This window comes from Actinomadura sp. 9N407 (assembly GCF_044326315.1).
Taxonomy (GTDB): domain Bacteria; phylum Actinomycetota; class Actinomycetes; order Streptosporangiales; family Streptosporangiaceae; genus Spirillospora.
Window position 1 is genome coordinate 100,891 of sequence record NZ_JBIRAW010000018.1, and the last position, 24,943, is coordinate 125,833.

The window sequence follows — 24,943 nt, forward strand, 5'->3', positions numbered from 1 at the left end:
GGGGGCCGGGATGGCCTTTCTCCTCGGCGCGGTGGCGTTCGTCGTCGCGCTGCTGGTGTCGGTCATGCTGCACGAGGCGGGGCACCTGCTCACCGCCAAGCGGTTCGGGATGAAGGCCACCCAGTACTTCGTCGGCTTCGGGCCGACGCTGTGGTCGTGGCGGCGGGGCGAGACCGAGTACGGCGTCAAGGCGATCCCGCTCGGCGGCTTCGTCAAGATCGTGGGCTACACGCCGCTGGAGGAGATCGACGAGGCGGACCGGCCGCGCGCGTTCTACCGGCAGCCGGCCGGCCGCCGCGCGGTCGTGATCGCCGCCGGCGTCGTGATCAACTTCGTGTTCGCGTTCCTGCTGCTCATGCTGATGGCGATGGCCATCGGGATCCGCGTCCCGGGCACCGCGACGACCACGGTCGAGCAGGTCAGCCCGTGCGTACCGGCGAGCACGCAGTCCGCGTGCGAGGAGGGCGACCCGCCCTCGCCGGCCGCCGCGGCGGGGATGCGCGCCGGCGACCGCGTCGTCGCCTTCAACGGGACGCCGGTGGCCGACTGGGCACAACTGCGGCGGGCGATCGGCGCGACCCGTCCCGGGCAGTCCGTCCAGGTCGCGGTGGAACGGCCCGCCCAGGGCACTGCCGCCCGCCCGGTGACACTCGAGGTACGGCTCGCGTCGGCGGGCGGTGAACCGTTCCTCGGCATGTCGTCCAAGGTGGTGGGGGCGGGCTACGAGCGGGCCGGGCCGGTCGACGCCGCCGTCTTCGCCTCCCGGGTCATCGGACGTACGGTCGGGGCCATCGGCGAGGCCCTGGCCGATCTGCCGAGCGCGATCCCCAACCTGTTCTCCCCGGACCGCGCCAGCTCCCCGGGCGGCCAGGTCGGCAGCGTGGTCGGGGCGACGGACGTGTCGGGCCAGATCTTCGCCTCCGACAGCTCCTGGAAGGACAAGATCGTCCTGTATCTGTCGCTGGTCGTCTCGGTGAACATCTTCCTCGGGGCGCTCAACGTCATCCCGCTGCTGCCGCTGGACGGCGGCCACCTGGCCGTCGTGGCGTACGAGCGGGCCCGCGCCCGGATCGCGCGGGTGCGCGGCCGTCCCGATCCCGGCACGGTCGACCTCACCAAGCTGATGCCGATCACGTACGTGGCGGTGGTGCTGCTGATCGGGCTCGGCGTGCTGCTCATCCTGGCGGACCTGATCAATCCGCTGACCCTGCCCGAATAGTTCACTCAGCGTAACTGATCGGCACCGTTTAGTAACGCTCTGTGTGGCGGTGTCCACGTCACGCCATTCGTCCGTGGCGCTTAGGGTGGGAGGAGCCAGGCGACCGCCGGGGGACGCCGATCGCCTGCCCCTCTCAGGGGGTCTTGGGGACGTCCTCCGCGTTCCAGGCGCAGGGTCAGCAGAGGGAGAGGGATGAGCGTTTCACTCGGAATTCCGGCCGTCCGCGGCGAGGGCGGCGGGCAGGGGGACGGGAAGGCCGCGCCGCGCCTTTCGGTGCCGCGCCGCGTGTCCCGGCAGATCATGGTGGGGAACGTCCCGGTCGGCGGCGACGCCCCCGTGTCCGTCCAGTCGATGACCACCACGCTGACGTCCGACGTCAACGCGACGCTGCAGCAGATCGCCGAGCTGACCGCCTCCGGCTGCCAGATCGTCCGGGTGGCGGTGCCCTCCCAGGACGACGCCGACGCGCTGCCGGCCATCGCCCGCAAGTCGTCGATCCCGGTCATCGCCGACATCCACTTCCAGCCCAAGTACGTGTTCGCGGCGATCGACGCGGGCTGCGCGGCCGTCCGGGTCAACCCCGGCAACATCAAGAAGTTCGACGACAAGATCGGCGAGATCGCCCGCGCCGCCTCGGCCACCGGCACCCCGATCCGGATCGGCGTCAACGCCGGCTCGCTCGACAAGCGGCTGCTGGAGAAGTACGGCAAGGCCACCCCCGAGGCGCTGGTGGAGTCGGCGCTGTGGGAGTGCTCGCTGTTCGAGGAGCACGACTTCCGGGACATCAAGATCTCGGTCAAGCACAACGACCCAGTGGTGATGATCGAGGCGTACCGGCAGCTGGCCGCCGCCTGCGACTACCCCCTGCACCTGGGCGTCACCGAGGCCGGCCCCGCCTTCCAGGGCACGATCAAGTCGTCGGTCGCGTTCGGCGCGCTGCTGGCGCAGGGCATCGGCGACACGATCCGGGTCTCGCTGTCGGCCCCTCCGGTCGAGGAGGTCAAGGTCGGCAACCAGATCCTGGAGTCGCTGGGGCTGCGCGACCGCGGCCTGGAGATCGTCTCCTGCCCGTCCTGCGGCCGCGCCCAGGTCGACGTCTACACGCTGGCCGAGCAGGTCACCGCCGGCCTGAAGGACTTCCCCGTACCGCTGCGGGTGGCCGTGATGGGCTGCGTCGTGAACGGCCCGGGCGAGGCCCGCGAGGCCGACCTCGGCGTCGCGTCCGGCAACGGCAAGGGCCAGATCTTCGTCAAGGGGCAGGTCGTCAAGACCGTGCCCGAGGCCCTGATCGTGGAGACGCTGATCGAGGAGGCGATGCGGATCGCCGACGAGATGGGCATCGAGATCGGCGAGGACGGCACCGTGAGCGGCCCCGGCGCGGAGGTCGTCGTCAGCTGACGTCCGCGACCCGCTCGCGACACCCGCATCACCGCAGGCCCCTGGGGAGACCCGGGGGCCTTCCGCATGCCGTTCCGCGAAGCTTGTCACGATTTCGCATCCACTGACGACAGCCCCTGCCGTCCAGGGCGGAGCAAGCGCAACAATCTCCACCGATCGCACATTTCGCTCTTACCGGAGCGGCTCCCCCTCGTGCGTGGCTCCCGCCACCGCATGTCGTGGCGTGCCGCCGGTGAACGAGGGGGCTTGGTGAAGAGGCTCGTAATCATCGCGGCGGCCACGGTGCTGGGGGTGGGCGGCACGACCGCCGCCGTCTCCGCCGGTGCGGCGCCCGCGCGCACCGCGACCCAGGTCGCGGCGTCGAACATCGCCTGGGCCGCGTGCCCCACGGACGTGACCGGCGGTTCGTACCTCAAGAACGCCGAGTGCGGCCAGGTCGAGGTGCCGCTGGACTACCGCAAGCCGGGCGGCCGCAAGATCTCCGTCGCGGTGTCGCGGGTGAAGGCCACCGACAAGGCCAACTACCAGGGCGTCCTGCTCGGCAACCCGGGCGGTCCCGGCGGCAGCGGACTGTACCTGTCCGGCGGGCTGGCCTCGTGGCTGCCCAAGGAGGTCGCGGCCCGGTACGACATCATCGGGTTCGACCCGCGCGGCGTCGAGTCGAGCAAGCCGGCGCTCACCTGCGACGCGGGCTACTCCGACCCGACGCGGCCGGACTACGTCCCGGCCAACGCCAAGGAGGAGAGGGCCTGGCTGGCCAAGTCCAAGGCCTACGCTGACGCGTGCCGGCAGAAGTTCGGCTGGCTGCTGCCGCACATGCGCACCACGGACTCGGCCCGCGACGTCGACTCGATCCGCAAGGCGCTGGGCGCCCCGCAGATCAGCTACTACGGCTTCTCGTACGGGACGTACCTCGGCGCGACCTACGCGACGATGTTCCCGGAGAAGGTCAAGCGGATGGTCTGGGACGGCAACGTCGACTCCCGCGAGGTCTGGTACGGCGGCCAGCTCAAGCAGAACGAGGCCTTCGAGCGCAACATGAAGCTCTGGTGGGGCTGGGTCGCGAAGTACGACTCGATCTACCACCTCGGGACCACGGCCAAGCAGGTCGAGGCGGCGTACTACAAGGCCCGCGCCGCCGCCGAGAAGTCCCCGATCGGCGGCAAGATCGGCCCGTCCGAGCTGGACGACATCGTGCTGAGCGCCGGGTACAACACCGGCTACTACATCCCGTTCGCCGAGATCCTGTCGGCGTGGGTGACCAAGCAGGACCCGGCGCCGCTGCTCGGCTGGGTGAACGAGGGCGGCGGTGACAACGGCCTGGCCGTCTACCTGGCGGTGCAGGGCGTGGACGCGCCGTGGCCGTCCAAGTGGAAGACCTGGCACCGGGACGCGGCCCGCCAGTACGCGAACGGCATCCGCTTCAACAGCTGGTCGAACACCTGGTTCAACGCCCCGATCCACTACTGGGGCGCCGAGTCGGGCAAGGCGTTCAAGATCGGTGACAAGGGCAAGGACGTGCCGCCGTTCCTGCTCGTCCAGTCCACGCTGGACGCCGCCACCCCGTACCCGGGCGGCCCGCAGATGCGCAAGCTCTTCCCGTCCGCGACGCTGCTGGCCGAGCAGGGCGGCAAGACCCACAGCAACACCCTCAACGGCAACGCCTGCCTGGACGACAAGGTCACCGCGTACCTGGCCGACGGGACGCTCGCGCCCCGCAAGCCCGGCAAGGGCGCGGACGTGTCGTGCGACGCGCTGCCGGCGCTGAACGACCCGAACCCGAACGCCGTCAAGGCCGCCGGTGCCGGGCAGGGCAAGGACGTCCCCGTCGGGCGGCCGTAGCCCGCGGCGGGCCTTGCTCGTTGCGGGCGTTGCTCGTTCCGCATGCCCGTCCCGCATGACCGGACCGCCGGTGCGCTGATCCAGCGCACCGGCGGTCCGCCGTTTTGCTGGGGGAATCGCGCTATCTCGTGGGTACGGGTGGAGGTGAGGCGGCGCCGGTAGAAATCGGGAGTGCCGAACGTTTTGCAGAAGACCGCCGCCGTGGGGCTGGCGGCCATCGCCGCTGCCGCCGCCGCGACCCTCCCGGGACCCGTCGCCTTGGGCGCCGCGCAGCGAGTTCACCCCGCGGGAGCCGCTCCGCGCATCGCCTGGAAACCGTGCCCCGAAAAGGACCCGGTGGAGAAGACGGCGCTCAAGGGCCTGGAGTGCGGCTCGCTCCGGGTGCCGCTGGACCACGCTCGGCCGGACGGCGAGCACATCACCCTGGCGCTGACCCGGGCCCGGCACACCGCACCGCGTTCCCAGGGCGTCGTCCTGCTCAACAGGGGAGGCCCCGGGGCGCACGGCCGCGACCTGCCCGCGCTCTTCACCGGAGCGCTGCCCAAGGACGTCGCGGCGAGCTACGACTGGATCGGGTACGACCCGCGCGGCGTGGGGGCCAGCAAGCCCGCCATGGTGTGCGACGAGAGCTACCACTACCCGGGCCGCGCCAAGGCGGACACGATCCCCGCCGACCGCGCCGAAGAGGACGCCTGGCTGAATCGGGCGCGCAGGTACGCCGCCGACTGCGGGGCCCGCCACGGCAAGCTGCTCCCGCACATGGGCACGCGGGCATGGGTCCGTGACCTGGACGCCATTCGCGCCGCCCTGGGCCAGGAGAAGATCAACTACTTCGGTTACTCGTACGGGACGTACCTGGGCGCTGCCTACGCCACCGCCTATCCCGGCAGGGTCCGCCGGATGGTGCTCGACAGCGTGGTCCGTCCCAGCGGTGTCTGGTACGCCAACAACCTCGACCAGAACGTGGCGTTCGAGAAGCGGATCCATACCTATTTCGCATGGATCGCCAAGCACCACGCGGCGTACCGGCTCGGCAAGACCCGCAAGGCCGTCGCCGCGTCCTATGCCAAAGCCAGGGCCGCGCTCAAGGCCAAGCCGCTCAAGGGCGAGTTCGGTGCCTCCGAACTGGACGACCTCTTCCTCACGGACGGCTACATCGATCAGACCTGGCCGGCCCATGCCCGCGCCCTGTCGGCCTACCTCGTGAAGAAGAACCCGCGCCGCCTGCTGAAGGAATGGGACCCGCCGGGCCGGCTGGAGCAGAACAACTACGCGGTCTACAACGCCGTTCAATGCCGGGACGCGCCCTGGCCCCGCGACTGGGAGACCTGGCACCGCGACAACTGGGGGCTCTACCGCTCCGGCTACCGTTTCGAGACCTGGGGTAATGCCTGGTACAACGCGCCCTGCGCGTTCTGGCCCGTCGAAGGAGGGCCGCGCCCGCCCGTCCACGGCACCGCCCGCTCGACCCCGATGCTGCTCCTGCAGGGCACGGAGGACGCGGCCACCCCGTACGAGGGCGCGCTGGAGACCCATCGGCTCTTCCCCGGCTCGCGGCTGGTCGTGCAGGCCGGAGGCGGGAACCACGGGATCGCCATGAACGGCGACAAGTGCCTGGACGGGGCCGTGGCGGCCTATTTCAAGGACGGTTCACTTCCGGCCGACCGGCCGGGTCCGGACGCCTCATGCCCTGCCGGTAAGCCGCCCGCGCCCGCGCGCACAGAAAGGCCAGCGTGCCGTGGGTACGGGCCAACCGCAGAGCCGGGGGCCTAATACCGGCTGGTAAGCAAGCCCGTTGCGGCGCGCTGAACGCGAACGTCATAGGCTTATCAGTGTGGTGCAGAAAGTGGTGACACCTACACGGTCACTCGTCCCGCTCCGAGGCCCTGACCGCGGGGGCCGGTAGACCATGCGCATGCTGGGGTCGTTGCCGGTACGGATACTGGACGACCGGCACCGGGCCGAGGCTCTGGCCATCCTGGACGCCGACCCGGTGGCCAACGTGTTCGTCAGCTCCCGCGTCCACGCGGCCGGGCTCGATCCCCGCCGTCTCGGTGCCCAGATGTGGGGCTACATGCGCGACGGCCGCCTGACCTCGCTGTGCTACTCCGGCGCCAACCTGGTCCCCGTGGCCGCCACGTCCGACGCGGTACGGGCGTTCGCCGAACGCGCCCAGGCCCAGGGCCGCAGATGCTCGTCCATCGTCGGGCCCGTCGACGCGGTCGGCGACCTGTGGGAGATGCTCTCCCCCTACTGGGGCCCGCCCAGGGCGGTCCGTACGGCCCAGCCCGTGATGGCCACCTCGACGATGCCGCCCGTATCGGCCGACCACCGGGTGCGCCAGGTACGGATGGACGAGTTCGACATCGTCTACCCGGCCTGCGTGGCGATGTTCACCGAGGAGGTCGGGGTCTCCCCGAACACCGGGGACGGCGGCATCCTCTACCGCGCCCGGGTCGCCGAGCTCATCCGGGCCGGCCGCGCGTACGCCCGGATCGAGGACGGCCGGGTCATGTTCAAGGCGGAGATCGGCGCCATCACCCCGCACGCGTGCCAGGTCCAGGGCGTCTGGGTACCGCCCGACCTGCGCGGCCAGGGACTGTCGGTGCACGGCATGGCCGCCCTCGTCGAGGAGGCACTGCGCTCGGTAGCCCCGGCCGTCTCGCTGTACGTCAACGATTTCAACACCCGGGCGCGCGCCACGTACCGGCGGGTCGGCTTCACCGAGATCGACACCTTCATGTCGGTCCTGTTCTGAGCCCGTTCCGGTCCCGTTCCGAGCCGCCGGCCGGATTCGTTCCGCCCGGAAACGGCTCGGGCGCGTCCGGACCGATAAAATCCGCCCGTGGAATTCGCCGGTGCGTTACGGCAGGCCATCCAGGCGAGCGGGCTCACCCTGGAGCGGATCCGTCACCGGCTTGCCCTGCGCGGCCTGACGGTGAGCGTGGCCTCGCTGAGCTACTGGCAGCGCGGCCGCAGCCGGCCGCGCTCGCGCGCGGTGGTGCTGTCGCTGGAGGAGATCCTGCAGGTCCAGCCGGGGGCGCTCACCGAGCTGCTGGACGATCCCGTCCCCGCGATGAATCCAGGGCGCGGCGCCGTCCCTGCGTTCCCGGCGGTGGCGGGCACCGGGCCGGGGCTGTGGCCCGATCCGGAACGGTACGCGCGGGTCGTCGGCCAGCTGGACCGCTCCGGGGACCACCGCCTCGAACGGCTGAGCATCCACGACCTCTACCACCTCGGCCCCGACCGTCGGCCGTACGCGCTCACCGTACGGGAGGTCCTGCGCGCGACCGGCGACGACATCGACCGGGTCGTGCGGGTCCACCCGGTGGCCGGCCCCGACCCGCGGCTCACCGGCCTGCGCTACTGCCGGTCCGGCCGGGTCCGTACAGAGGGCGGGCTCGGGGACGGCGGCTCGGCCGGGGACGGCGACCTGCTGATGGGGGTCGAGCTGGTCTTCGACCGGGTGCTCGCCGCCGGGGACACCGTCGTGATCGAGTACGAGCTGAGCCGTCCGGCCGGCGACTACGAGCGGCGCTTCCCGCGCCCGGTCCGCGACTACCTCGCCGTCGTGCAGTTCCACGCCGAGACGCTGCCGGCCCGCTGCTACGGGTACGCGCGCGACGACGGCGGGGCCCCGCGGCGGCGGCTGGGGGAGCTGTGGATCGGTGCGTCCGGCAGCGCCCATCTGGCACTCGGCGACGTCCGGCGCGGCATCGTCGGCATCGAGTGGGAGTGGGAATGAGCCGGTGATCGGAGCGCCCGTTGTGAGAAATTGCCGATTGGCATCGTGGGCCGGTGGCCTTACAGTGAGCCCGAAAGCTCCAACTGCTGTTGTCAAGGCCGATCACGGGGGCCGGCCGGACGCGATCCGGAGGCGATAGCGGTGCAGAGCGTCACGGAGGACGACCTCCTCCAGATGCTGCAGTACGGTCCTTTCAACGTCGCCCTGCACGCGGCGATCCAGGCCCGCGGGCTGAGCCTGGAGGCGCTGCGCCGCCGCCTGGAGGAGCAGGGCATCGCGGTCAGCCTGTCCACCCTCAGCTACTGGCAGCGCGGCCGCACCCGGCCCGAGCGCGCCGACTCGCTGCGCGCCGTACGGGCCCTGGAGATGATCCTCGCCCTGCCCAGGCACTCCCTGCTCACCCTGCTCAGGCCGTCCTCGGAGCGGTCGGCCGGCCCCTGGCTGCCGGTGGAGGAGCTGTGCCCCGAGCCGGGCGTGCGCGACCTGATGGACGAGATCGGCGAGCGCGGCGAGCGCCGGCTGACCGGCCTCAGCCTGCACGACCAGCTCACCATCGGTCCCGGCCGCGAGCTGCGCGAGGCCCGCACCCGGGCGGTGTTCCAGGCCCAGCAGCGCGGCGTGGACCGCTGGATCGCCGTCTACCACCACCCGCACGGGATCCTGCCCACGTCCCGCGTCGCCCGCGGCTGCCGCTTCGGCCGGGTCCGGATGGACGAGACCAGCGGGCTCATCGCCGCCGAGCTGCTGTTCGACCGGGCGCTCGGCCGCGGCGAGACGTACCTGCTGGAGTACGCCTTCGGCTTCGACGAGACGGGCCCGCCGGTGTCAGAGGAGGGCCGCGGGTTCCGTACCCCGCAGCACGAGTTCCTGATCGAAATACGCTTCCACCCGTCGGCGCTGCCCGCCCGCTGCTACCGCACCTGGCGTCCCGACGCCCAGACCGCCCTCAAGGACGCCGCCGACCTGCGGCTGTCCAGCTACCACAGCGTCCACTTCATCGAATTCGGCGTAGCCGCCGGCTACCACGGAATGCGCTGGGAATGGGAGTAGTGCTTATTCGTCCCGGCTCGCGGCGGCTCGCCTGGCGGCTCGCCGCCGCGCCCGGGCCTTGGGCGAGCGCGGCATCGCTTCGCGATCTGCTCTGTGAGGCTCGCCTCCGGCTTTGCCTCACAGAGCAGGTAACGCGCTCGCGCGGTGGCTGAGGCGCTTTGGGCCAGGCCCTTGCACTTACTTCACCAGCAGGTCCAGGAGGCGGGACAGTTCGGCCGCCGGGTCGCCGGTCAGGCCGGCGTGCACCGGGCCCGGCTGGACGATCGTGCTACGCGGGGCGGTGAGCCAGCGGAACCGGCTGCCCTGCGGCTCGTCGGCAGCCTGGCCTGCCCGTTCTCCGCCGCAGCACAGCGCGTCCGCGGCACGCAGCGACGCCCGTACGCCGTCCAGGTCGAGCGCGGGGTCGAGCGCGCGCAGCCGGGGCTCGTCCAGATGGCTGCGGCAGCCCAGGAAGTCCAGGGCCTGGCAGTAGACCACCACGCCCACGTTCATCGCCTCGCCCCGCTCCACCCGCGGCATGACGCGCAAGGCCGCGTACTCAAAAACTGCGTCTCCCGGTCGCTTCGGCCTCATGCGGGGCCTCCGAGCCAGCCGGGACGGTTCTGGCCGCGGCGCGAGGCGGTGTCGGGACGGCGGTGGCTGACCGACAGCTCCGGCAGCCAGTCGCGCGGCTTGCCGGCACGGTCGACGAGCAACTCGACGTAGGCGTCGCGCAGGGCGGCCACGCTCTCGAAGCCGGGCTCGCCCTCCAGCCAGACGTCCGGTATCAGCTCGACCACCTCGCGCAGCAGGTCCTCAGTGAGGCGGGGATGCAGCTCCGCCTCCGCGTCGGCCAGCTTGGCGGCCCACGGCGTGAGCACATGGTCGTCCACGTCGTAGGCCCCGGAGAAGACCTTGGCCGCGTTCCGCCAGGCGTGGTGGAAGTACAGGCTGGCGCCGTGGTCGATCAGCCACACGTCGCCGTGCCAGACCAGCATGTTGGGGTTGCGCCAGCTGCGGTCCACGTTCCCGATGAACGCGTCGAACCACAGCACCCGCGAGGCGAACCACGCGTCGGGGGACCAGCCCAGCGGATCGAACCCGAGCGAGCCCGGCAGGAAGTCCACCCCGAGGTTGCGGCCCGTGCTGGCCTTGAGCAGGTCCTGGACGTCGGGGTCGGGCTCGTGCCGGCCGATCACCGGATCCAGCTCGATGATGACCTGGTCGGGCATCCGCAGCCCGAGCCGGCGGGCCAGCTCGCCCGCGATCACCTCGGCGATCAGGGCCTTGCGGCCCTGCCCGGCACCATGGAACTTCATCACGTACGTGCCGAGGTCGTCGGCCTCGACGACGCCCGGCAGCGACCCGCCCTCACGCAGCGGCGTCACGTACCGGGTGGCGGTCACAAAGGGCAGCACCCGCTTACGGTAGCGGAGCGGCCTCGTACCGGGATAATCGGCGGCATGGCGGTTGAGCTGGTCGATCTGTCGGTGCCCATCGTGTCCGGGATGCCGGTGTATCCCGGCGACCCCGACGTGGTCGTCACGCCGGCGCTGACGGTGACGAACTCCGGCGTGAACGTACGGCGCCTGCACATGGGATCGCAGACCGGGACGCACGTGGACGCCCCGTACCACGTCGACGACCTGCTGCCCCGGCTCGAGAGGTTGCCGCTCGAACGGTTCACGGGCCCGGCGGTGGTGGCCGACGCGCGGGGCCTGGCGCCGCGTACCGCGATCGGGCCTGAGGTGCTGCCCGAGGGGCTCGGCCCCGGCGTGGTCCTGCTGATCGCCACGGGATGGTCGCGGTACTGGGGGAGCGACGACTACCTCGCGCATCCCTATCCGTCGGCCGAGACCGCCGCGGCGATCGTGGCCGCCGGCGTCCGTACGGTCGGGATCGACGCGCTGAGCGTGGACCGTACGCCGCCGCCCGGCGACGAGGACTTCTCGCTGGACGCGCACCGCGTGCTGTGCGGGGCGCACGCCGTGATCGCGGAGAACCTGACCGGGCTTGACCGGCTGCTGGAGGCCCAGCGAGCGGGGCAGGGCATCGAGGTGTCGCTGTTCCCGATCCGGCTGGACGGCGACGGTGCGCCGGTACGGGCCGTCGCCCGCCTCATTCTGGACGATCACTAGGGTGACGGCCATGAGGCTGGGCATCACGCTGTTCACGACCGACCGGACGATGGCCCCGCACGAGCTGGCCGTCGCGGCCGAGGAGCGCGGGTTCGTCTCGCTCTACATCCCCGAGCACACGCACATCCCGGTGTCCCGGCTGACGCCGCCGCCGACGGGCGTGGACTCGCTGCCGGACGAGTACGCCCGTACGCCGGACCCCCTGGTGGCCCTCGCGGCCGCGGCGGCCGTCACCGAACGGATCAGGCTCGGCACGGGCGTCGCGCTGCCCGCCCAGCGGGACCCGATCGTGACCGCCAAGGCGATCGCGACGCTGGACCGGATCGCGGACGGGCGGTTCGTGCTCGGCGCCGGGTACGGCTGGAACGCCGAGGAGGCCGCCGACCACGGCGTCCCCTGGAAGCGGCGCCGGGCGATGGTCCGCGAGCACGTGCTGGCGATGCGCGAGCTGTGGACCGAGGAGGAGGCGTCCTTCAAGGGGGAGTTCGTCTCGTTCGAGCCGAGCTGGTGCTGGCCCAAGCCCGCCGGGCGGATCCCCGTGCTGCTCGGCGGCGCGGCGGGCCCCACCCTGTTCGCGCACATCGCCGAGTACGGCGACGGCTGGCTGCCGATCGGCGGCGCCGGGATCCGCGACGCCCTGCCGGCGCTGCGCGAGGCGTGCGCGGCGGCCGGGCGGGAGATGGTGCCGGTGATCCCGTTCGGCACGCTGCCGACCCCCGAGAAGCTGGACCACTACGCCTCGCTGGGCGTCGAGGAGGTCGTCCTGCGCGTCCCGGCGGGCGGGCGCGACGCGGTGCTCCCGGTCCTGGACGGGTACGCCCGCTCCTACCTCGGGTGAGCCCGCGTCAGCGGATCATGCGGAAGCAGAAGAAGGTGGGGAAGCGGTAGTAGGCGCCCTTGCCCGACTTCACCGCGCCCAGGATGAGGAACACCCACTGCCCGATCCCGTCGATCAGGTAGAGCAGGAACAGCGGTATCAGCCAGCCCGGGTGCTCGAACACGATCGCCAGCGGCGCGAAGACCGCCACCAGCGCCAGCAGGTGGATCAGGAGGGTCAGCTGGTAGTTGAGCGCCTGTGCCGCGTGGAAGCGGGTGAACGCCGATTCCTTCTTCTTGACGAAGTAGATGATCAGTGGCGCCAGGAAGCCGAGGAGCAGCGTGCCGAGGTAGCTCATCATCGCCCAGGTGGTGTCATCCCCGGTGATCTGCTGTCCCGGCCCGTACGGGACGCCGGGCGGCCCGTACCCCCAGCGCGGGTCGTACGGCTGCCCGGGCGGCGGCGGCCCGCCACCAGGAGGCGGCCCGTAGCCGCCACCAGGGGGCTGCCCGTAACCGGGCGCCTGGCCGTAACCGGGAGCTTGCCCGTAACCGGGGGCCTGGCCGTAGCCGGGGGCCTGGCCGTAGCCGGCGGGCGGGGGCGCGCCGGGCGGCTGGCCGTAGGGGGAGTGGTACGGCGGCGGCTGGTCGGTGCCGTCCGGCGGGGGAGGCGGGGGCTGATCGTTCACTGGATTTCCTATCGGTCCTGCCGGGGATCGGGTTCGGGCAATCTATCCGAACCGGGCACACCGGATCGGCGTCCCACCTGAAAGGGAGGGATCATGCCAGCGTCCGCGGAACTCCGGGAGACCGATCCCGAGCGGGTCGGACCGTTCCAGCTGCTCGGCAGGCTGGGCGAGGGCGGCCAGGGCGTCGTCTACCTCGCCGTCCGGCCGGGCGGGGACGGCGAGCACGGCGGGGCCGGCGGCCCGGTCGCGGTCAAGCGGCTGCGCGCGGGGCTCGGCGACGATCCCGAGGCGCGGGCCCGTTTCATCCGCGAGCTCGACACGGCCAAGCGCGTCGCCCGGTTCTGTACGGCGGCGGTGCTGGACGCGGATGTGGACGGCGACCACCCGTACATCGTCAGCGAGTACGTGGACGGCCCGTCGCTGGCCGGGGTGGTCAAGGACCAGGGCCCGCGGGACGGCGGCGTCCTGGAGCGTCTCGCGGTCGGGACCGCGACCGCGCTGGTGGCGATCCACCAGGCGGGCGTGGTGCACCGCGACTTCAAGCCGCACAACGTGCTGCTCGGGCCGGACGGGCCGCGCGTCATCGACTTCGGGATCGCCCGCGCGCTGGACGCCGGGACGATCACCACCAGCGGCATGGGCATCGGCACGCCCGCGTACATGGCGCCCGAGCAGCTGCGCGGCGAGCGGGCGGGTCCGGCCGCCGACGTGTTCGCCTGGGCGTCCACGATGGTCTTCGCGTCCTGCGGCCGCCCGCCGTTCGGCCACGACGTCCTGGACGCGGTGGCGTACCGCATCCTGAACGAGCCGCCCGATCTCGGCGCGCTGGACGGGCCGCTGCGCGAGCTGGCCGCCCGCTGCCTGGACAAGGATCCCGCGCTCCGACCGGCCGCCCCCGAGGTCCTGCGTACCCTGCTCGGCGAGCCGGAGCCGCAGGTCAGCGGCCCGCTGCCCCCCGCCGTCCTGGAGGCCGCCGCGGCCGTCGGGCCGATGGCGCCGGACGGGCCCGCCACCACCCGCCCGCCTGTCCCGGCCCGGCCCGAACGGCGCGGCGTCTCCGGCGTGGTGGCCGTCTCGGGCGCCGTGATCGCGGTCGCGCTGGCCGTGATGGTCACGGTTCTGGTGCTGTCGGATCGCGGTACGTCCGGGGACGAGGACCCACCCAGAGCCGCCACGCCCACCAAGACCGAACGGGTCACGACATCCCCCGCCTCCGGCCGGGGACGGCCGCAGGGGAATCCGCAGAACCCGCCTGGCGACACCGACCCTGATCCCCAGGATCCGCCGGACGAGCCCGACCGTCCCGGCTTCCCGGAGGCCTTCGCCGGATCGTGGTCCGGCCAGGTGCGCCAGAACGACGGCAAGGAGTTCCTCGTCGAGCTCACCCTGCCCAAGGACGCCCGCCAAGGCACCGTCAGGTATCCCCAGCACGGCTGCTCGGGCGTACTGACCCTCATCGGCGACCCCGGCGGGAACGCCCTCACCCTGCGCGAGCGGATCACCTCCGGGGCGACGGCCTGCGTCGACACCGGCATCACCACCCTGACCCGCCGCCCGGACGGGACCCTGCACTTCAGCTACACCGGCACGTCCCAGGGCAACACCTGGACCGTGGTCGGCACGCTCTCCCGTACGTGACGCCGGACCGCGAAGGCCCTTCGCCCGTGCCGGATCCGGTCTCGTCCGGGATCGTGGAATTCTCTGGGAACCGTCGGTGGGCGGGCGCATACTGAAGGGCACAGTCGGCAGGAAGGGCGAACGAGGGTGGGCGGGCCCCTGAACGACGTTCCCCCGGAGACCACCGGGTTCGTGGGCCGGGAACGCGAGCTGCGCGCCGTTCGCGACGCGCTCGCGCGATCCCGGCTGGTCACGCTGACCGGGCCGGGCGGAGTGGGCAAGAGCCGGATCGCGCTGCGCGCCGCGCACGAGACCGCCGAGCGCTTCCCCGGCGGGATCTGCCTGGTGGAGCTGTCGGGCGTCCGCGACGACCTGCTGCTCGCCGACACCATCGCCGAGACGATGGGGCTGCGCGACAGCACGGCGAGCTCGCCCGTCGGCCTGATCATCCGGTCGCTGCGGGACCGGGGCTTCCTGCTGATCCTGGACACCTGCGAGCATCTGGTCCCCGCCTGCGGCGCGCTCGTCCGGACGCTGCTGGCCGGCTGCCCGGGGCTGCGCGTGCTGATCACCGGCCGGCAGCCGCTCGGGCTGGCCCGCGAGCTCGTCCTGGACGTACCGCCGCTGGGGGTGCCGCCGGTCTCGGGCGCGCCGGACACGCAGTACTCCGACGCCGTCGAGCTGTTCGCGCAGCGGGCGGCCGAGGCGGTGCCCGGGTTCGTGCTCAGCGACGCCGTGCTCCCCGAGGTGGTGCTGCTGTGCCGGCGGCTGGACGGCATCCCGCTGGCGATCGAGCTGGCGGCGGCGCAGCTGCGGTCGCTGCCGCTGGAACGGCTCGTCCGGCGGGTGGACGGCCTGTTCTGGACGCTGGAGAGCACCGCCACCGAGGACGTCAGGCACCAGACGCTGCGCACCACGGTCGGCTGGAGCCACGAGCTGTGCGCCCCGCTCGAACGCCTGCTGTGGGCCCGGTTGACGGTGTTCGTCGGCGGGTTCGACCTGGCGATGGCGGTCGAGGTGTGCGGCGACGGCCGGCTCGACCGGACGAGCGTGACCGCCTGCCTGGCCGCGCTGGTCGACAAGTCGATCGTGCACCGGGTCTCGGACACCCGCTACGACATGCTCGACACGCTCCGCGAGTACGGCGCGGTCTGGCTGGAGGCGGTCGAGGACCTCGGCCCGCTGCTGGTCCGGCACCGTGACTGCATCGCGCGGCTGGCGGGCAGGGCGGCCGCGGCCTGGATGACCGACGACCAGCTGATCTGGGTCCGCCGGATGGACGCCGAGCGCGACAACCTCCGGGCCGCGCTGGAGTTCTGCTACGCCATGCCCGGCCAGGAGCGGGCCGGGCTCGCGCTGGCGTCGGTGCTGTGGAAGACCTGGCTGTGCCGGTCCCGGTTCACCGAGGGCCGCTACTGGCTCGACCGCGGCCTCGAACTGGTCACCGAGCCGGGTCCGGAGCGGTGCGAGGCGCTCTGGCAGAGCGCCTACCTGCAGACCAACCAGGGCGAGTCGCCCCAGTCGCTGGCGCTGATCGGCGAGGCACTGAAGATCGCCGAACGGGCCGGGGACACCGCCGCGTACGCGCGGGCGCAGCGCACCCTCGGGACCGCCGCCACGTTCATGGGCGACGTCGACCGCGCCGACCGCTGCCTCGACGAGGCCCTGGAGATCATGGCCGGCCGCGACATGCGCTCCGACCTGGTCATGCTGCGGGTGCTGCGCGGCTTCCACAAGGCCCGTTCCGGTGGCCCCGCCCAGGCGCTGGCCGAGTGCGACGAGGCGCTGCTGCTGCTCAAGGACGCCCCCACCGAGGGCTGGATCCGTTCCTGGGCCGGCTACGTCAAGGCGCTGGCCTACTGGTTCATGGACGACGGCGAGCACTGCGCCGCCGAGCTGCGCGCCTGCCTGGCGATGTTCCGGCGCCTGGAGGACCCGGCCGGCCTCGCCAACTGCTTCGAGATGCTGGGCTGGCTCTTCGCGCGCCGGCGGCGGTACGCCGAGGGCGCGGTCCTGCTCGGCGCGGCCTCCCGCTACCCCGAGAAGGTCGGCGTCCCGAGGCTCGGCGCCCCCGAGCTGGAGAGCGTGCACCGCGAGCTGGAGGACCGTACCCGCCAGGCCCTCGGCCCGCGGCGGTTCGCCGAGCACCACATGCGCGGGATGGCCCTCACCCTGGACGAGACCGTCCGGCTGGCCCACGGCGAGCCACCGGCACCCTGAACGGCCCGTGCCCGGTCGGCCGCCTGGTAGCCGCGTGCCCGGTCGACCGTCCTTGATCAAACGCGTGCCGGTGACGGTGCCGGTTGCCATACTGCGGGCATGGTGGACGGATCGCTGCACAGCCTGCTCAGGGAACGCGTCCGGGTCGCGCTGGCCCGGGGCGAGGACGACTTCGAGACCATCGTGGCCGACGCGTTCGAGAGCCTGGACGGCAAGGCCGATCAGGAGACGGTCGCCGAGCTGGCCCGGGCGGAGTTCGCCGCGTACCGCCGCGAGCAGCGCGGCTGGAACGGGGAGCTGCTCGACGCCGAGCGGCTGCTGGCCGCGTTCCGCGATCTCGATCTGGCCGGGATCGTCGCGCGCGCCGACTTCACCTGCTGCCAGAGCTGCGGGACGAGCGGGATCGCCGGCGAGGTGCCCGGCGACGCCTCGATCCGCGGCTACGTCTTCTGCCACCGCCAGGACGTCGACGCCGCCGCGCGCGGCGAGGGCCTGTTCCTGTCGTACGGGACGTTCACCGAGGAGGCCGATCCCGCCGAGATCGGCGAGCGCGCCGTACGGGCCCTGCGGGAGCGCGGCCTGGCCGTCGAGTGGGACGGCGAGGTGACCACCCGCATCCATCTCCCGCTCACCTGGCGCCGCCGCCGCTACGCCCACCTCGGACGGTCCCCGGACGCCGCCACGGCGGCCGCGGAGCCGCCCCTGTCGGTGACCTACTGCGACTACACCCGCGACCGGCGCGAGGACGACCCCGTCCCGATGTCGTTCGAGGAGTGCCGCGGCCTGCTGTACGAGCTGGTGCCCGCGGGCGACAACTTCATCACCTGCCAGGGCCGTTCCGGCGGGGTGGTGCAGGGCATGTGGGACGAGGGCCCGCGGTTCTGGCTGGAGACGCCCGACCTCGACGCGGAGTGCTCGTACGGGCGGCACGTCACGCTGGACGAGGCCGCGGAGGTGATCAGGGCCCTCGCCGACGACGACCGGGTCGTGCTGACCGGCCTCGGCGACCTGGAGACCGTTCCCTGGACGTGAGCCTGGGCAGAGACGCCATGAGCAGGGACGTGACAATGAGCACAGGCCCGTCGACCGTTCCATCGCACCCACCGATCTAGAATTCCGTTCGGTGGTGGAGGCTAAGGAGCGAGTATGAGCGGCGCCGCAGCGGCGATTGCGCGTGTCCATCTGGAACGCGAGAAGCAGATGCCGGGGGCGACGCAGGTCGCGGCGCTGGCCGGACTGGCCGACCGGGTACGCGAGCTGACCGAGGCCGTCGTGCACACCGACGTCGACGACGGCGAGCTCGCCGCCGTGTCCGCCGAGATCGCGGCCCTCACCGCGCGGCTGTCCGCCGCGCGCCGCCCGTTCCCGCCGTTCGGCGAGGCCGGCACCAACGGCATGGACCGCCAGCTGGCCAACCCGGTCAGCGGCCGGCTCAACCCGATCGCACCGCCGATCGACGTCGAGGTCCTGCCGGACGGCACCGTCCGTACCGTGTTCACGCTCAGCGCGGTCTACGAGGGCCCGCCGACGTTCGTGCACGGCGGCGTCTCCGCGCTCGTCCTCGACCAGCTGCTCGGCATGGCCGCCTCGGCCAACGGCACGCCCGGCATGACCGCGACCCTCGACCTGCGCTACCGGCGCCCCACCCCGTACGGCGTCCCGCTCACCGCCGAGGCGAAGGCGACCCGCGCCGACGGCCGCAAGTCCTGGGCCGACGGCCGGATCCTCGACCCCGAGGGCCGCCCCACCGTCGAGGCCACCGCGATGTTCGTACTGCCGCGCTTCTGAGCGCCGGTCACGACCTGTTGCCGTACTCGTAGATCTCGACGGTCGGCGCGTGCTGGTAGAAGCTGGCGATCACCGATGAGGTCCGGTGGTCGTCGATGAAGTCGACCCGCAGCCAGCCCTCGGCCTTCGTCACGCGCGTCTCGTACCCCGCGTTGGGCGTCGCCGACACCAGCTGGACCCGCCGGTCGGAGATCGCCAGCGCCGCCCGCCCGCCGCGCGTCGAGTAGCTGCGCACGTTGCCGGGCCGCTCCCGGTCCGCGCCACGGTCGCCGTCCCGCTCCGGCCGCTTGGAGGGACGCGGAGACGGCGCGGCGGTACCGGACGCCGTCTCCTGCTCCCGCGGGCTCGGCCGGGCCGCCGCCGTACCGACGCTAGCCGGCGGCGTGGGGCTGGCATGGATGACCGGTCCCGAGACGGGCGGAGGCGACGAGCGGTCGGAGATCGCGCCCCGCACGACATCGCGTACGCCCAGCCACGACAGCGCCACGGCCAGCGCCGTGACCATCGCCCAGGGCGCAACGTACGACATTGCGCGACGCATGGGCACATGGTGGCATACGGTTCGGGCATGGCGAGTGTGCTCGTGGTGGAGGACGACGCGAACGTCCGGACGGCCCTCATCCGGGAGCTGAGCGCGCGGTCGCATGTGGTCCGCAGCGTCGGTACGGCGATGGACGCGTTACGTGAAGTGACCCAGGCACCCCCCGACGTGGTCATTCTCGACCTCGGGCTGCCCGATCTCGACGGTGCCGAGGTGCTGAAGATGCTGCGCGGCATCTCCGACGTCCCGGTCATCATCGCGACCGCGCGGGAGGACGAACCCGAGATCGTGCGGCTGCTGAACGCGGGCGCCGACGACTACCTCATCAAACCGTTCTCGGCCGAGCATCTGAACGCGCGGCTGGCCGCCGTGCTCCGCCGGGCGTCCCGTTCCGGTCCCGCCGCCGAGCTGCGCGTCGGCGGCCTGCACATCGACCTGGACCGGCGCGAGGCGGCGCTGGACGGCGCGTCGCTGGAGCTCACCCGGCGCGAGTTCGACCTGCTAGCCTACCTCGCCGCCCGGCCCGGCCGCGTGGTGGCCCGGCGCGAACTGCTCGCCGAGGTCTGGCGGCAGGCGTACGGCGACGACCAGACGATCGACGTGCATCTGTCCTGGCTGCGCCGCAAGCTCGGCGAGACGGCGGCCGACCCGCGCTACCTGCACACCGTGCGCGGTGTCGGAGTACGGCTGGCCGACCCCCGCAAGCCATGAGGCGCACGCTCGTCCTGGTGTCGCTGGCCGTCACGTCGATGGTCGCGCTGGCGTTCCTCATCCCGCTCGCGCTGACCGTACGGGAGATCGCCCGCGACCGCGCGCTCACCACCGCCGAGCGCCAGGCCAGCGCGCTCGGCCCCGTGCTGGTCGTCACCGAGGACCCCGCCGCGCTGGAACGGGCCGTGGCCAGCTCCCAGGCCGGCGCCGCCCACCGGATGGCCGTGCACATGCCCGACAACACCGTCGTCCCGCAGGCGACCGGCGACGGCAACCGGGCCCGGCTCGACCAGATCACCGAGGCCGCCCGGCGCGGCCGCTCGTACACGGCCCGGGTCAGTGGCGGGCACGCCCTGCTGCAGCCCGTCTCGCTCGACGCGGGACGTACCGCCGTCGTCGAGGTCTACATTCCCGACGCCGACCTGTCCCGCGGCGTCTGGAACGCCTGGCTCGTGATGACCGCCGTCGCCGCCGCCCTGGTCGCCGGCTCCGTCGCGGTCGCCGACCGGCTCGGCGCCCGCATGATCCGTTCCACCCGCCGGCTGGCCGAGGCCGCCGGCTCGTTCGGCGACGGCGACCTCGGCGTCCGGATCGAACCCGACGGACCGCCCGAGCTCATCGAGGCCGGCCTGGCGTTCAACGCGATGGCCGACCACGTCGTCCAGCTGCTGGCCGCCGAACGCGAGATGGCCGCCGACCTCTCGCACCGCCTCCGCACGCCGCTGGCCGCGCTCCGGCTCAACGCCGAGGCGCTCGGCGGCGGCCCGGTCGCCGACCAGACCCGCGACGCCGTCGACCGGCTGGAGCACGAGATCGACCAGATCATCCGTACCGTCCGCAAGCCCACCGCCCGCGGCAACTGCGACGCCGCCAAGGTCCTGCGCGAACGCATCGCGTTCTGGTCGGTCCTGGCCGAGGACGAGGGCCGCTCCTGCGAGCTGATCGGCGCCGACGGCGCGGCCTCCCTCCCCGTCCCCGCCACCGAACTCGCCGCCGCCGTGGACGCCCTGCTCGGCAACGTCTTCCGGCACACCACCGAGGGCACCGACTTCGCCGTCACCCTGCACGTCGGCAAGGGCCTGACGGGCATCCTGGTCGCCGACGCGGGCCCCGGCATCGCCGACCCCAACACCGCTCTCCAGCGCGGCCGCAGCAGCGGCGGCTCCACCGGCCTCGGCCTGGACATCGCCCGCCGCGCCGCCGAGGCCACCGGCGGCCACCTGCGCATCCACCGTTCCGTCCTGGGCGGCGCGCAGATCCAGATGTGGTTCCGCACCAAGTGGCTCCCCCCGGCCCGCCGCTCCCGCCGCCTCGTCCGCCGCCGCCATTCGCGTCTCTAAAGCCGTGTTTTCAAAGACCCGGCTCCCGCCGGCTCGCCTCCGGCATCCCCCACGCGGCCAGCCAACGCGCTCGCGCGTTGGCTGAGGCTGCTCCCAGGGACAGATCCGGAGTCGTTCACTCAGTGGCAGAGGTTGACCTGTGCCCTGTGGTGGTCGCCCTTCTCGATCACGTCGATGAACCCGAGGGCGTAGTCCGGGGCGGAGATCGCGCCGCCGTCCTCGGGCTGGACCGCGATGCCGTCGCCGAGCCGGTAACGGCCGAGCCGTTCGCCGGGCATATGTGCTCCGAACCTGAGCGCCGGGCTCACGAAGACCCAGTCGAGTGTCGCGGGCGTGGCCGGGAGGTCCTCGATGATGAGCGCCGCCCCGGCCCGGATCTCGTCGTGGAGCTCCGCGGGGATGTGGCTGAGGTCGGTGACGAAGCGATCCGCCCCGGGCGCGGGACGCAGCGACGAGTAGCCGCCGACGACGAACAGGGGTACGCCCGCGGCATCGGCCAGACGCGCGATGGCGCTGTAGACGTCGCGGAAGGTGCCGGCCAGCGGGCCGCGTGGGGCGAGTGCGCCCACGACGACGTCCGCGTCCTCAATGGGTCCCAAGAGCGTTGCTTCGTCGGAGGCGTCGCCTTGGACATAGGTCACGTCAGGGATCGGCACGTCGGGGAGCGAGCGGCTCAGCGCGGTGACCTGGTGACCGCGAGCAGCGGCCTCCGCGACGATGGCGGAACCTGCATAGCCGGTGCCGCCGATGACGGTAATGCGAGACACGGGGTGCCCTTCTCCGGGACGGATGGCGTCGGACGACGCGCAACGGTTACCGTATGAGAGCAGCTCTCTAATGGGAAGAAGGCACCTTGTGGTAACCACCCCGGCCGAGTCGGTGCTTCACGGCAGCCCCTACCGCGCGGACTGCCCGACCCGCCGCATCCTGGATCGCATCGGCGACCGTTGGACGGTGCTCATCGTGGGCGCCCTCTGGGACGGCAGCGTCCGCTTCTCAGAGTTGCGCCGACGCGTTGAAGGCGTCTCGCAGAAGATGCTCACCCAGACTCTCCGCGCGCTCGAACGGGACGGGCTCGTGAGCCGCACCGTCCACCCCGAGGTTCCGGTCCGGGTCGAGTACGCGCTCACCGAGGCGGGCCGCACCCTGCGCGAGCCACTGCGCGCGCTGGAGGAGTGGTCGATCGCGTACCTCAGCGACGTGTCAGCGTCGCAGGAAGCCTACGACCGCGCGAATCGACCTCCTCCTGATTCCACGGATAGCGACAAGTAACGCAGCGATACGGCCGCTGACAGTTACATCTCGGCACATGTCCACGCGAGCATCGCTGGCGCATTCTCGGCGCTGTTCATTCCGCCTGCTTGGCGTGCTCCGTCAGCTCCAGCTCGATGAAGGCGCCGATCATCGCGCGCCATACCGCTTCGGCGACCTCGGGGGAGAGCCCGGCCTCCGCCGCCCGATCGCGAGCCATCGCGACCACCCGTTCCACCCGGTCGGGCGCGCGGACCGCCTGCTCGTCCGCCTTGAACGCCGCCGCCGCCCGTACCAGCCGCTGCCGGTCGCTCAGCAGCCGGATCAGGTCGGCGTCGATGGCGTCGATACGAGCGCGCACCTCTGGAAGAGAACCCGGTTCGTTCATTCCATGATCATCTCACCCGCCCGGCCCTGACCTGGCTCCAGAGCAGCGACAGACGAGCCGCTGCCCCGCCCCTGCACACGAACCAGGGACTCGGCCCACGAGGGCGCCCCGGGCATCGGTCACACAGACGCCCTGTCGCGGCCCTCTGGTGCGGCCTCCGAGGTATCGACCCCGTGTATTTCCGGCGAAGGGGCGGACTCGTCCATCGAATCGTTGGGGATCGCCAGAATGGTGAACGGCATCATGAGCAAGGCCGGGGCAAGGACCAGTGCTCCATAGAGGTAGGTCATGAAGGGCGACGGGGTGGTCCACACTGTTTTGGCGGTAGAACCGACCAGATCAAGAATGGTAAAGGAAACCGCCATATAGCAGACGGCCACCTTGCAGCACCATGCGGTCCGTCGCTGCCAGTCTCGGCTGTTCGCTGGCGGACGCCGCCTGGTGGCCAGGAACAAGCTCGCAATTACGGCCAGTGCCGTGCAGGCCCACGTCGCGAGATGGAAACGGAACGTACTCACCCACAGGACATCGGCGACGTAACTGTTGGAGGAGACCAGCGCGCCGACCAGCCTGCCGAAGAGTATGAAATAGGCGCCGCCCGTCCAGAGGTGGATGGTCTGCGAGGAGTTCCAGCCGTAAGCGATCATCAGCCATGCCAGTGAGACACTGGACAGGGCCACTCCCATCCAGAGGAGGCCCGCCGACAGAACCCACTCGGTACGAGCCCGCAGGCAGACTTCTTCGCTCGCCTGACCCGTGACCCGTGACCCGTGACCCTTGATCCGGCGCTAAGGCGGCAGGACTCCTTCATGCTTCTGCAGCGGTCGGGCGTCGTTACGACCGCCCTACGCGGATACGTTGAAGGAGGGCGCGCCACTCCTGTGGATCCAGTTCCAGGAGGGGGCCGGAGTCCTTGGAGTCGCGGATCGCCACGGTGCCATCGGCAGCGCGGGCTACTTCAATGCATGCGCCGTTCGGCTCACTGTGACGTGACTTGCGCCAGCCCATGTCGTACGTCGTCATGCTCCTGATACTGCCTCCTCCGTGAGGTCGGCGGCTACCCGGTCGAGGAAGGCGAGGCTGTCTTCGGGGGAGAGCGCGGCATTACGGAGACGGTCGAACAGTTCGGTGTACTCCTCCACCTCGCGTCGCTCGGTCATGACGAGGTCGGTCGTGACCGTGTCGAGCACGGCCATCGGTGGGTCGGCTTGATCCGGGAAGGTGAAGAGGTAGAACGATGCTCGGGGCAGGAAGCCGCCGGGGATCTTCGAGTTGTGCCGGAGTAGCCGGACAACGATCCGGTCCTCGTTCGTGACGACCGAGACCAGGTGACGGAGCTGGGCGGCCATCGCTGCGGTGGGAACGGCCAGTCGGCCGATGATGCACTCGTCCAGTACGGTCTCGTACGAGGGGCCGTTCGGTCGAAGCAGGCACTTCTGTCGCCGTGCACGGGCATCGGCCATTCGGTCAGGGCGGTAGTCGAGTGCTCCCCGAGACCGATCGAGATCGACTAAGGCCTCGACAAATTCGGGGCTTTGCAGGACGGCGGGCATCGCGGTCTGGTCGAAGCTGCGAATGCTGTCGGCGCCCGACTCGATGTCGGCGTAGAGCTTCTGCCTTGGCCCTATTGCCATGCTGTAGCGATCCCACCAGCCCTTCTCTGCTGCATCCAGGGCAAGTTGGAACATTTTGTCGTATTGGCGGCCCTCGACTCCAAGGGTGTGAAGGATCTTGACGATCTCGGCCAGATCCGGGCGCACCTGGCCCAACTCCAGGCGAGTGATCTTGGTTCGCGACTGGAAGACGAGCTTGGCCAGCTCTTCGATGGTCAGGCCACGGTTCTCCCGGATCTTGCGAAGTTCGATGGCGAGCCGCCGGCGGCGGACGTAGGGACTCGGCATTCCCTCTCCTTCAGCTCCCGTAATGAGCCGATCACTCTATGTGTTTGAGCTAACCACGATATAGCCAACTCGAACAAGTGGGCGAGCAGGAAAATCGCTCATGATATCGCTGCCTCCGCAGGTTGTCAGGAGGATCCAAAGATCCGAACATTCGGAATTTGCACATGAGGACAGAGGACGTTCAAAGCGCGGCTGCCACGACCGTGCGATGTGCGGAGGTTCTGGTGTGCAGGGTGTCAAGATGCCAATCGCTTGGTCAGGGGGTTAAGTAGCGAGTTCTTCGTGATCAGGCGGCCACATTTTGTGACGA

The 24,943-nt window shown here is 71.5% G+C and carries 25 protein-coding genes; 16 read left to right on the forward strand and 9 right to left on the reverse strand.

All coding sequences use genetic code 11. The features are described 5' to 3' along the window. The first annotated feature begins 10 nt into the window (after nucleotides 1-10). From ACH34Q_RS26690 to ACH34Q_RS26720, 7 genes are all read left to right on the forward strand, one after another. Nucleotides 11-1,219 carry a M50 family metallopeptidase gene (locus tag ACH34Q_RS26690; protein WP_395985801.1) on the forward strand — a complete coding sequence of 403 codons (1,209 nt, stop codon included), beginning with the start codon at nucleotides 11-13 and terminating at the stop codon, nucleotides 1,217-1,219. A gap of 192 nt (nucleotides 1,220-1,411) precedes the next feature. Continuing rightward, nucleotides 1,412-2,617 (forward strand): flavodoxin-dependent (E)-4-hydroxy-3-methylbut-2-enyl-diphosphate synthase, encoded by a 1,206-nt coding sequence (gene ispG, locus ACH34Q_RS26695; protein ID WP_395985802.1) that lies wholly within the window; start codon nucleotides 1,412-1,414, stop codon nucleotides 2,615-2,617. A 249-nt stretch (nucleotides 2,618-2,866) separates the two neighbouring features. Next, nucleotides 2,867-4,459 carry an alpha/beta fold hydrolase gene (locus tag ACH34Q_RS26700; RefSeq protein WP_395985803.1) on the forward strand — a complete coding sequence of 531 codons (1,593 nt, stop codon included), beginning with the start codon at nucleotides 2,867-2,869 and terminating at the stop codon, nucleotides 4,457-4,459. A 171-nt stretch (nucleotides 4,460-4,630) separates the two neighbouring features. After that, entirely contained in the window at nucleotides 4,631-6,232 is a 1,602-nt protein-coding gene (locus tag ACH34Q_RS26705; RefSeq protein WP_395985804.1) for an alpha/beta hydrolase, read from the forward strand. Nucleotides 6,233-6,374: 142 nt separating this feature from the next. After that, entirely contained in the window at nucleotides 6,375-7,217 is an 843-nt protein-coding gene (locus ACH34Q_RS26710; RefSeq protein WP_395985805.1) for a GNAT family N-acetyltransferase, read from the forward strand. An 87-nt stretch (nucleotides 7,218-7,304) separates the two neighbouring features. Continuing rightward, on the forward strand, nucleotides 7,305-8,204 hold the full coding sequence (locus tag ACH34Q_RS26715) for a helix-turn-helix domain-containing protein (protein WP_395985806.1): 900 nt from the start codon (nucleotides 7,305-7,307) through the stop codon (nucleotides 8,202-8,204). Between the two features lie 141 nt (nucleotides 8,205-8,345). Then, a complete protein-coding gene (locus ACH34Q_RS26720; RefSeq protein ID WP_395985807.1) occupies nucleotides 8,346-9,254 on the forward strand; it encodes a hypothetical protein in 909 nt (302 codons plus the stop codon). Nucleotides 9,255-9,431: 177 nt separating this feature from the next. On the opposite strand, the gene ACH34Q_RS26725 is transcribed toward ACH34Q_RS26720, so the two are convergent. Both ACH34Q_RS26725 and ACH34Q_RS26730 read right to left on the reverse strand, forming a co-directional pair. After that, nucleotides 9,432-9,827, reverse strand: a complete 396-nt coding sequence (locus tag ACH34Q_RS26725; protein ID WP_395985808.1) for a DUF3037 domain-containing protein — start codon at nucleotides 9,825-9,827, stop codon at nucleotides 9,432-9,434. Continuing rightward, nucleotides 9,824-10,651, reverse strand: coding sequence for a HipA family kinase (locus ACH34Q_RS26730; RefSeq protein WP_395985809.1), 828 nt, complete (start codon nucleotides 10,649-10,651; stop codon nucleotides 9,824-9,826). Before ACH34Q_RS26730 ends, ACH34Q_RS26725 begins: the two co-directional genes overlap by 4 nt. Before the next feature lie 45 nt (nucleotides 10,652-10,696). Here ACH34Q_RS26730 and ACH34Q_RS26735 point away from each other — a divergent pair, with 45 nt between their 5' ends. Both ACH34Q_RS26735 and ACH34Q_RS26740 read left to right on the forward strand, forming a co-directional pair. Beyond that, nucleotides 10,697-11,371 (forward strand): cyclase family protein, encoded by a 675-nt coding sequence (locus tag ACH34Q_RS26735; RefSeq protein ID WP_395985810.1) that lies wholly within the window; start codon nucleotides 10,697-10,699, stop codon nucleotides 11,369-11,371. Nucleotides 11,372-11,381: 10 nt separating this feature from the next. After that, complete coding sequence (locus ACH34Q_RS26740; RefSeq protein ID WP_395985811.1) at nucleotides 11,382-12,209, forward strand: TIGR03619 family F420-dependent LLM class oxidoreductase; 828 nt, start codon at nucleotides 11,382-11,384, stop codon at nucleotides 12,207-12,209. Between the two features lie 7 nt (nucleotides 12,210-12,216). Here ACH34Q_RS26740 and ACH34Q_RS26745 read toward each other — a convergent pair whose 3' ends face one another. Beyond that, on the reverse strand, nucleotides 12,217-12,876 hold the full coding sequence (locus ACH34Q_RS26745) for a DUF4870 domain-containing protein (protein WP_395985812.1): 660 nt from the start codon (nucleotides 12,874-12,876) through the stop codon (nucleotides 12,217-12,219). A gap of 93 nt (nucleotides 12,877-12,969) precedes the next feature. Here ACH34Q_RS26745 and ACH34Q_RS26750 point away from each other — a divergent pair, with 93 nt between their 5' ends. The 4 genes from ACH34Q_RS26750 to ACH34Q_RS26765 all read left to right on the forward strand — a co-directional run bounded on the left by ACH34Q_RS26750 (nucleotide 12,970) and on the right by ACH34Q_RS26765 (nucleotide 18,501). Then, a complete protein-coding gene (locus ACH34Q_RS26750; RefSeq protein WP_395985813.1) occupies nucleotides 12,970-14,514 on the forward strand; it encodes a serine/threonine-protein kinase in 1,545 nt (514 codons plus the stop codon). 126 nt (nucleotides 14,515-14,640) lie between these two features. Then, a complete protein-coding gene (locus tag ACH34Q_RS26755) occupies nucleotides 14,641-16,713 on the forward strand; it encodes an ATP-binding protein (protein ID WP_395985814.1) in 2,073 nt (690 codons plus the stop codon). A gap of 99 nt (nucleotides 16,714-16,812) precedes the next feature. Then, complete coding sequence (locus tag ACH34Q_RS26760) at nucleotides 16,813-17,745, forward strand: DUF6891 domain-containing protein (RefSeq protein ID WP_395985815.1); 933 nt, start codon at nucleotides 16,813-16,815, stop codon at nucleotides 17,743-17,745. Between the two features lie 114 nt (nucleotides 17,746-17,859). Further along, nucleotides 17,860-18,501, forward strand: coding sequence for a PaaI family thioesterase (locus ACH34Q_RS26765; protein ID WP_395985816.1), 642 nt, complete (start codon nucleotides 17,860-17,862; stop codon nucleotides 18,499-18,501). Between the two features lie 7 nt (nucleotides 18,502-18,508). Here ACH34Q_RS26765 and ACH34Q_RS26770 read toward each other — a convergent pair whose 3' ends face one another. Then, the gene (locus tag ACH34Q_RS26770) at nucleotides 18,509-19,042 is read right to left on the reverse strand and encodes a hypothetical protein (protein ID WP_395985817.1); all 534 of its coding nucleotides are present in this window, start codon (nucleotides 19,040-19,042) and stop codon (nucleotides 18,509-18,511) included. A 27-nt stretch (nucleotides 19,043-19,069) separates the two neighbouring features. Between ACH34Q_RS26770 and ACH34Q_RS26775 the strand changes: the two genes are divergently transcribed. Together ACH34Q_RS26775 and ACH34Q_RS26780 are read left to right on the forward strand one after the other, a co-directional pair. Further along, nucleotides 19,070-19,753 (forward strand): response regulator transcription factor, encoded by a 684-nt coding sequence (locus ACH34Q_RS26775; RefSeq protein ID WP_395985818.1) that lies wholly within the window; start codon nucleotides 19,070-19,072, stop codon nucleotides 19,751-19,753. Beyond that, nucleotides 19,750-21,093 (forward strand): sensor histidine kinase, encoded by a 1,344-nt coding sequence (locus ACH34Q_RS26780; protein WP_395985819.1) that lies wholly within the window; start codon nucleotides 19,750-19,752, stop codon nucleotides 21,091-21,093. Before ACH34Q_RS26775 ends, ACH34Q_RS26780 begins: the two co-directional genes overlap by 4 nt. Before the next feature lie 119 nt (nucleotides 21,094-21,212). Here the strand turns inward: ACH34Q_RS26780 and ACH34Q_RS26785 are convergent, their stop codons facing one another. Then, nucleotides 21,213-21,860: an NAD(P)-dependent oxidoreductase gene (locus ACH34Q_RS26785; RefSeq protein ID WP_395985820.1), complete on the reverse strand. Its 648-nt coding sequence runs from the start codon at nucleotides 21,858-21,860 to the stop codon at nucleotides 21,213-21,215. 88 nt (nucleotides 21,861-21,948) lie between these two features. On the opposite strand from ACH34Q_RS26785, the gene ACH34Q_RS26790 reads away from it, so the two are divergent. Next, the gene (locus tag ACH34Q_RS26790) at nucleotides 21,949-22,365 is read left to right on the forward strand and encodes a winged helix-turn-helix transcriptional regulator (protein ID WP_395985821.1); all 417 of its coding nucleotides are present in this window, start codon (nucleotides 21,949-21,951) and stop codon (nucleotides 22,363-22,365) included. A gap of 76 nt (nucleotides 22,366-22,441) precedes the next feature. On the opposite strand, the gene ACH34Q_RS26795 is transcribed toward ACH34Q_RS26790, so the two are convergent. The 4 genes from ACH34Q_RS26795 to ACH34Q_RS26810 all read right to left on the reverse strand — a co-directional run bounded on the left by ACH34Q_RS26795 (nucleotide 22,442) and on the right by ACH34Q_RS26810 (nucleotide 24,633). Continuing rightward, nucleotides 22,442-22,705 (reverse strand): chorismate mutase, encoded by a 264-nt coding sequence (locus ACH34Q_RS26795; protein ID WP_395985822.1) that lies wholly within the window; start codon nucleotides 22,703-22,705, stop codon nucleotides 22,442-22,444. A gap of 146 nt (nucleotides 22,706-22,851) precedes the next feature. Next, complete coding sequence (locus tag ACH34Q_RS26800; RefSeq protein WP_395985823.1) at nucleotides 22,852-23,412, reverse strand: hypothetical protein; 561 nt, start codon at nucleotides 23,410-23,412, stop codon at nucleotides 22,852-22,854. Nucleotides 23,413-23,566: 154 nt separating this feature from the next. Beyond that, nucleotides 23,567-23,755 carry a DUF397 domain-containing protein gene (locus ACH34Q_RS26805; RefSeq protein WP_395985824.1) on the reverse strand — a complete coding sequence of 63 codons (189 nt, stop codon included), beginning with the start codon at nucleotides 23,753-23,755 and terminating at the stop codon, nucleotides 23,567-23,569. Continuing rightward, a complete protein-coding gene (locus ACH34Q_RS26810) occupies nucleotides 23,752-24,633 on the reverse strand; it encodes a helix-turn-helix transcriptional regulator (protein ID WP_395985825.1) in 882 nt (293 codons plus the stop codon). Before ACH34Q_RS26810 ends, ACH34Q_RS26805 begins: the two co-directional genes overlap by 4 nt. Between the last annotated feature and the right edge of the window lie 310 nt (nucleotides 24,634-24,943).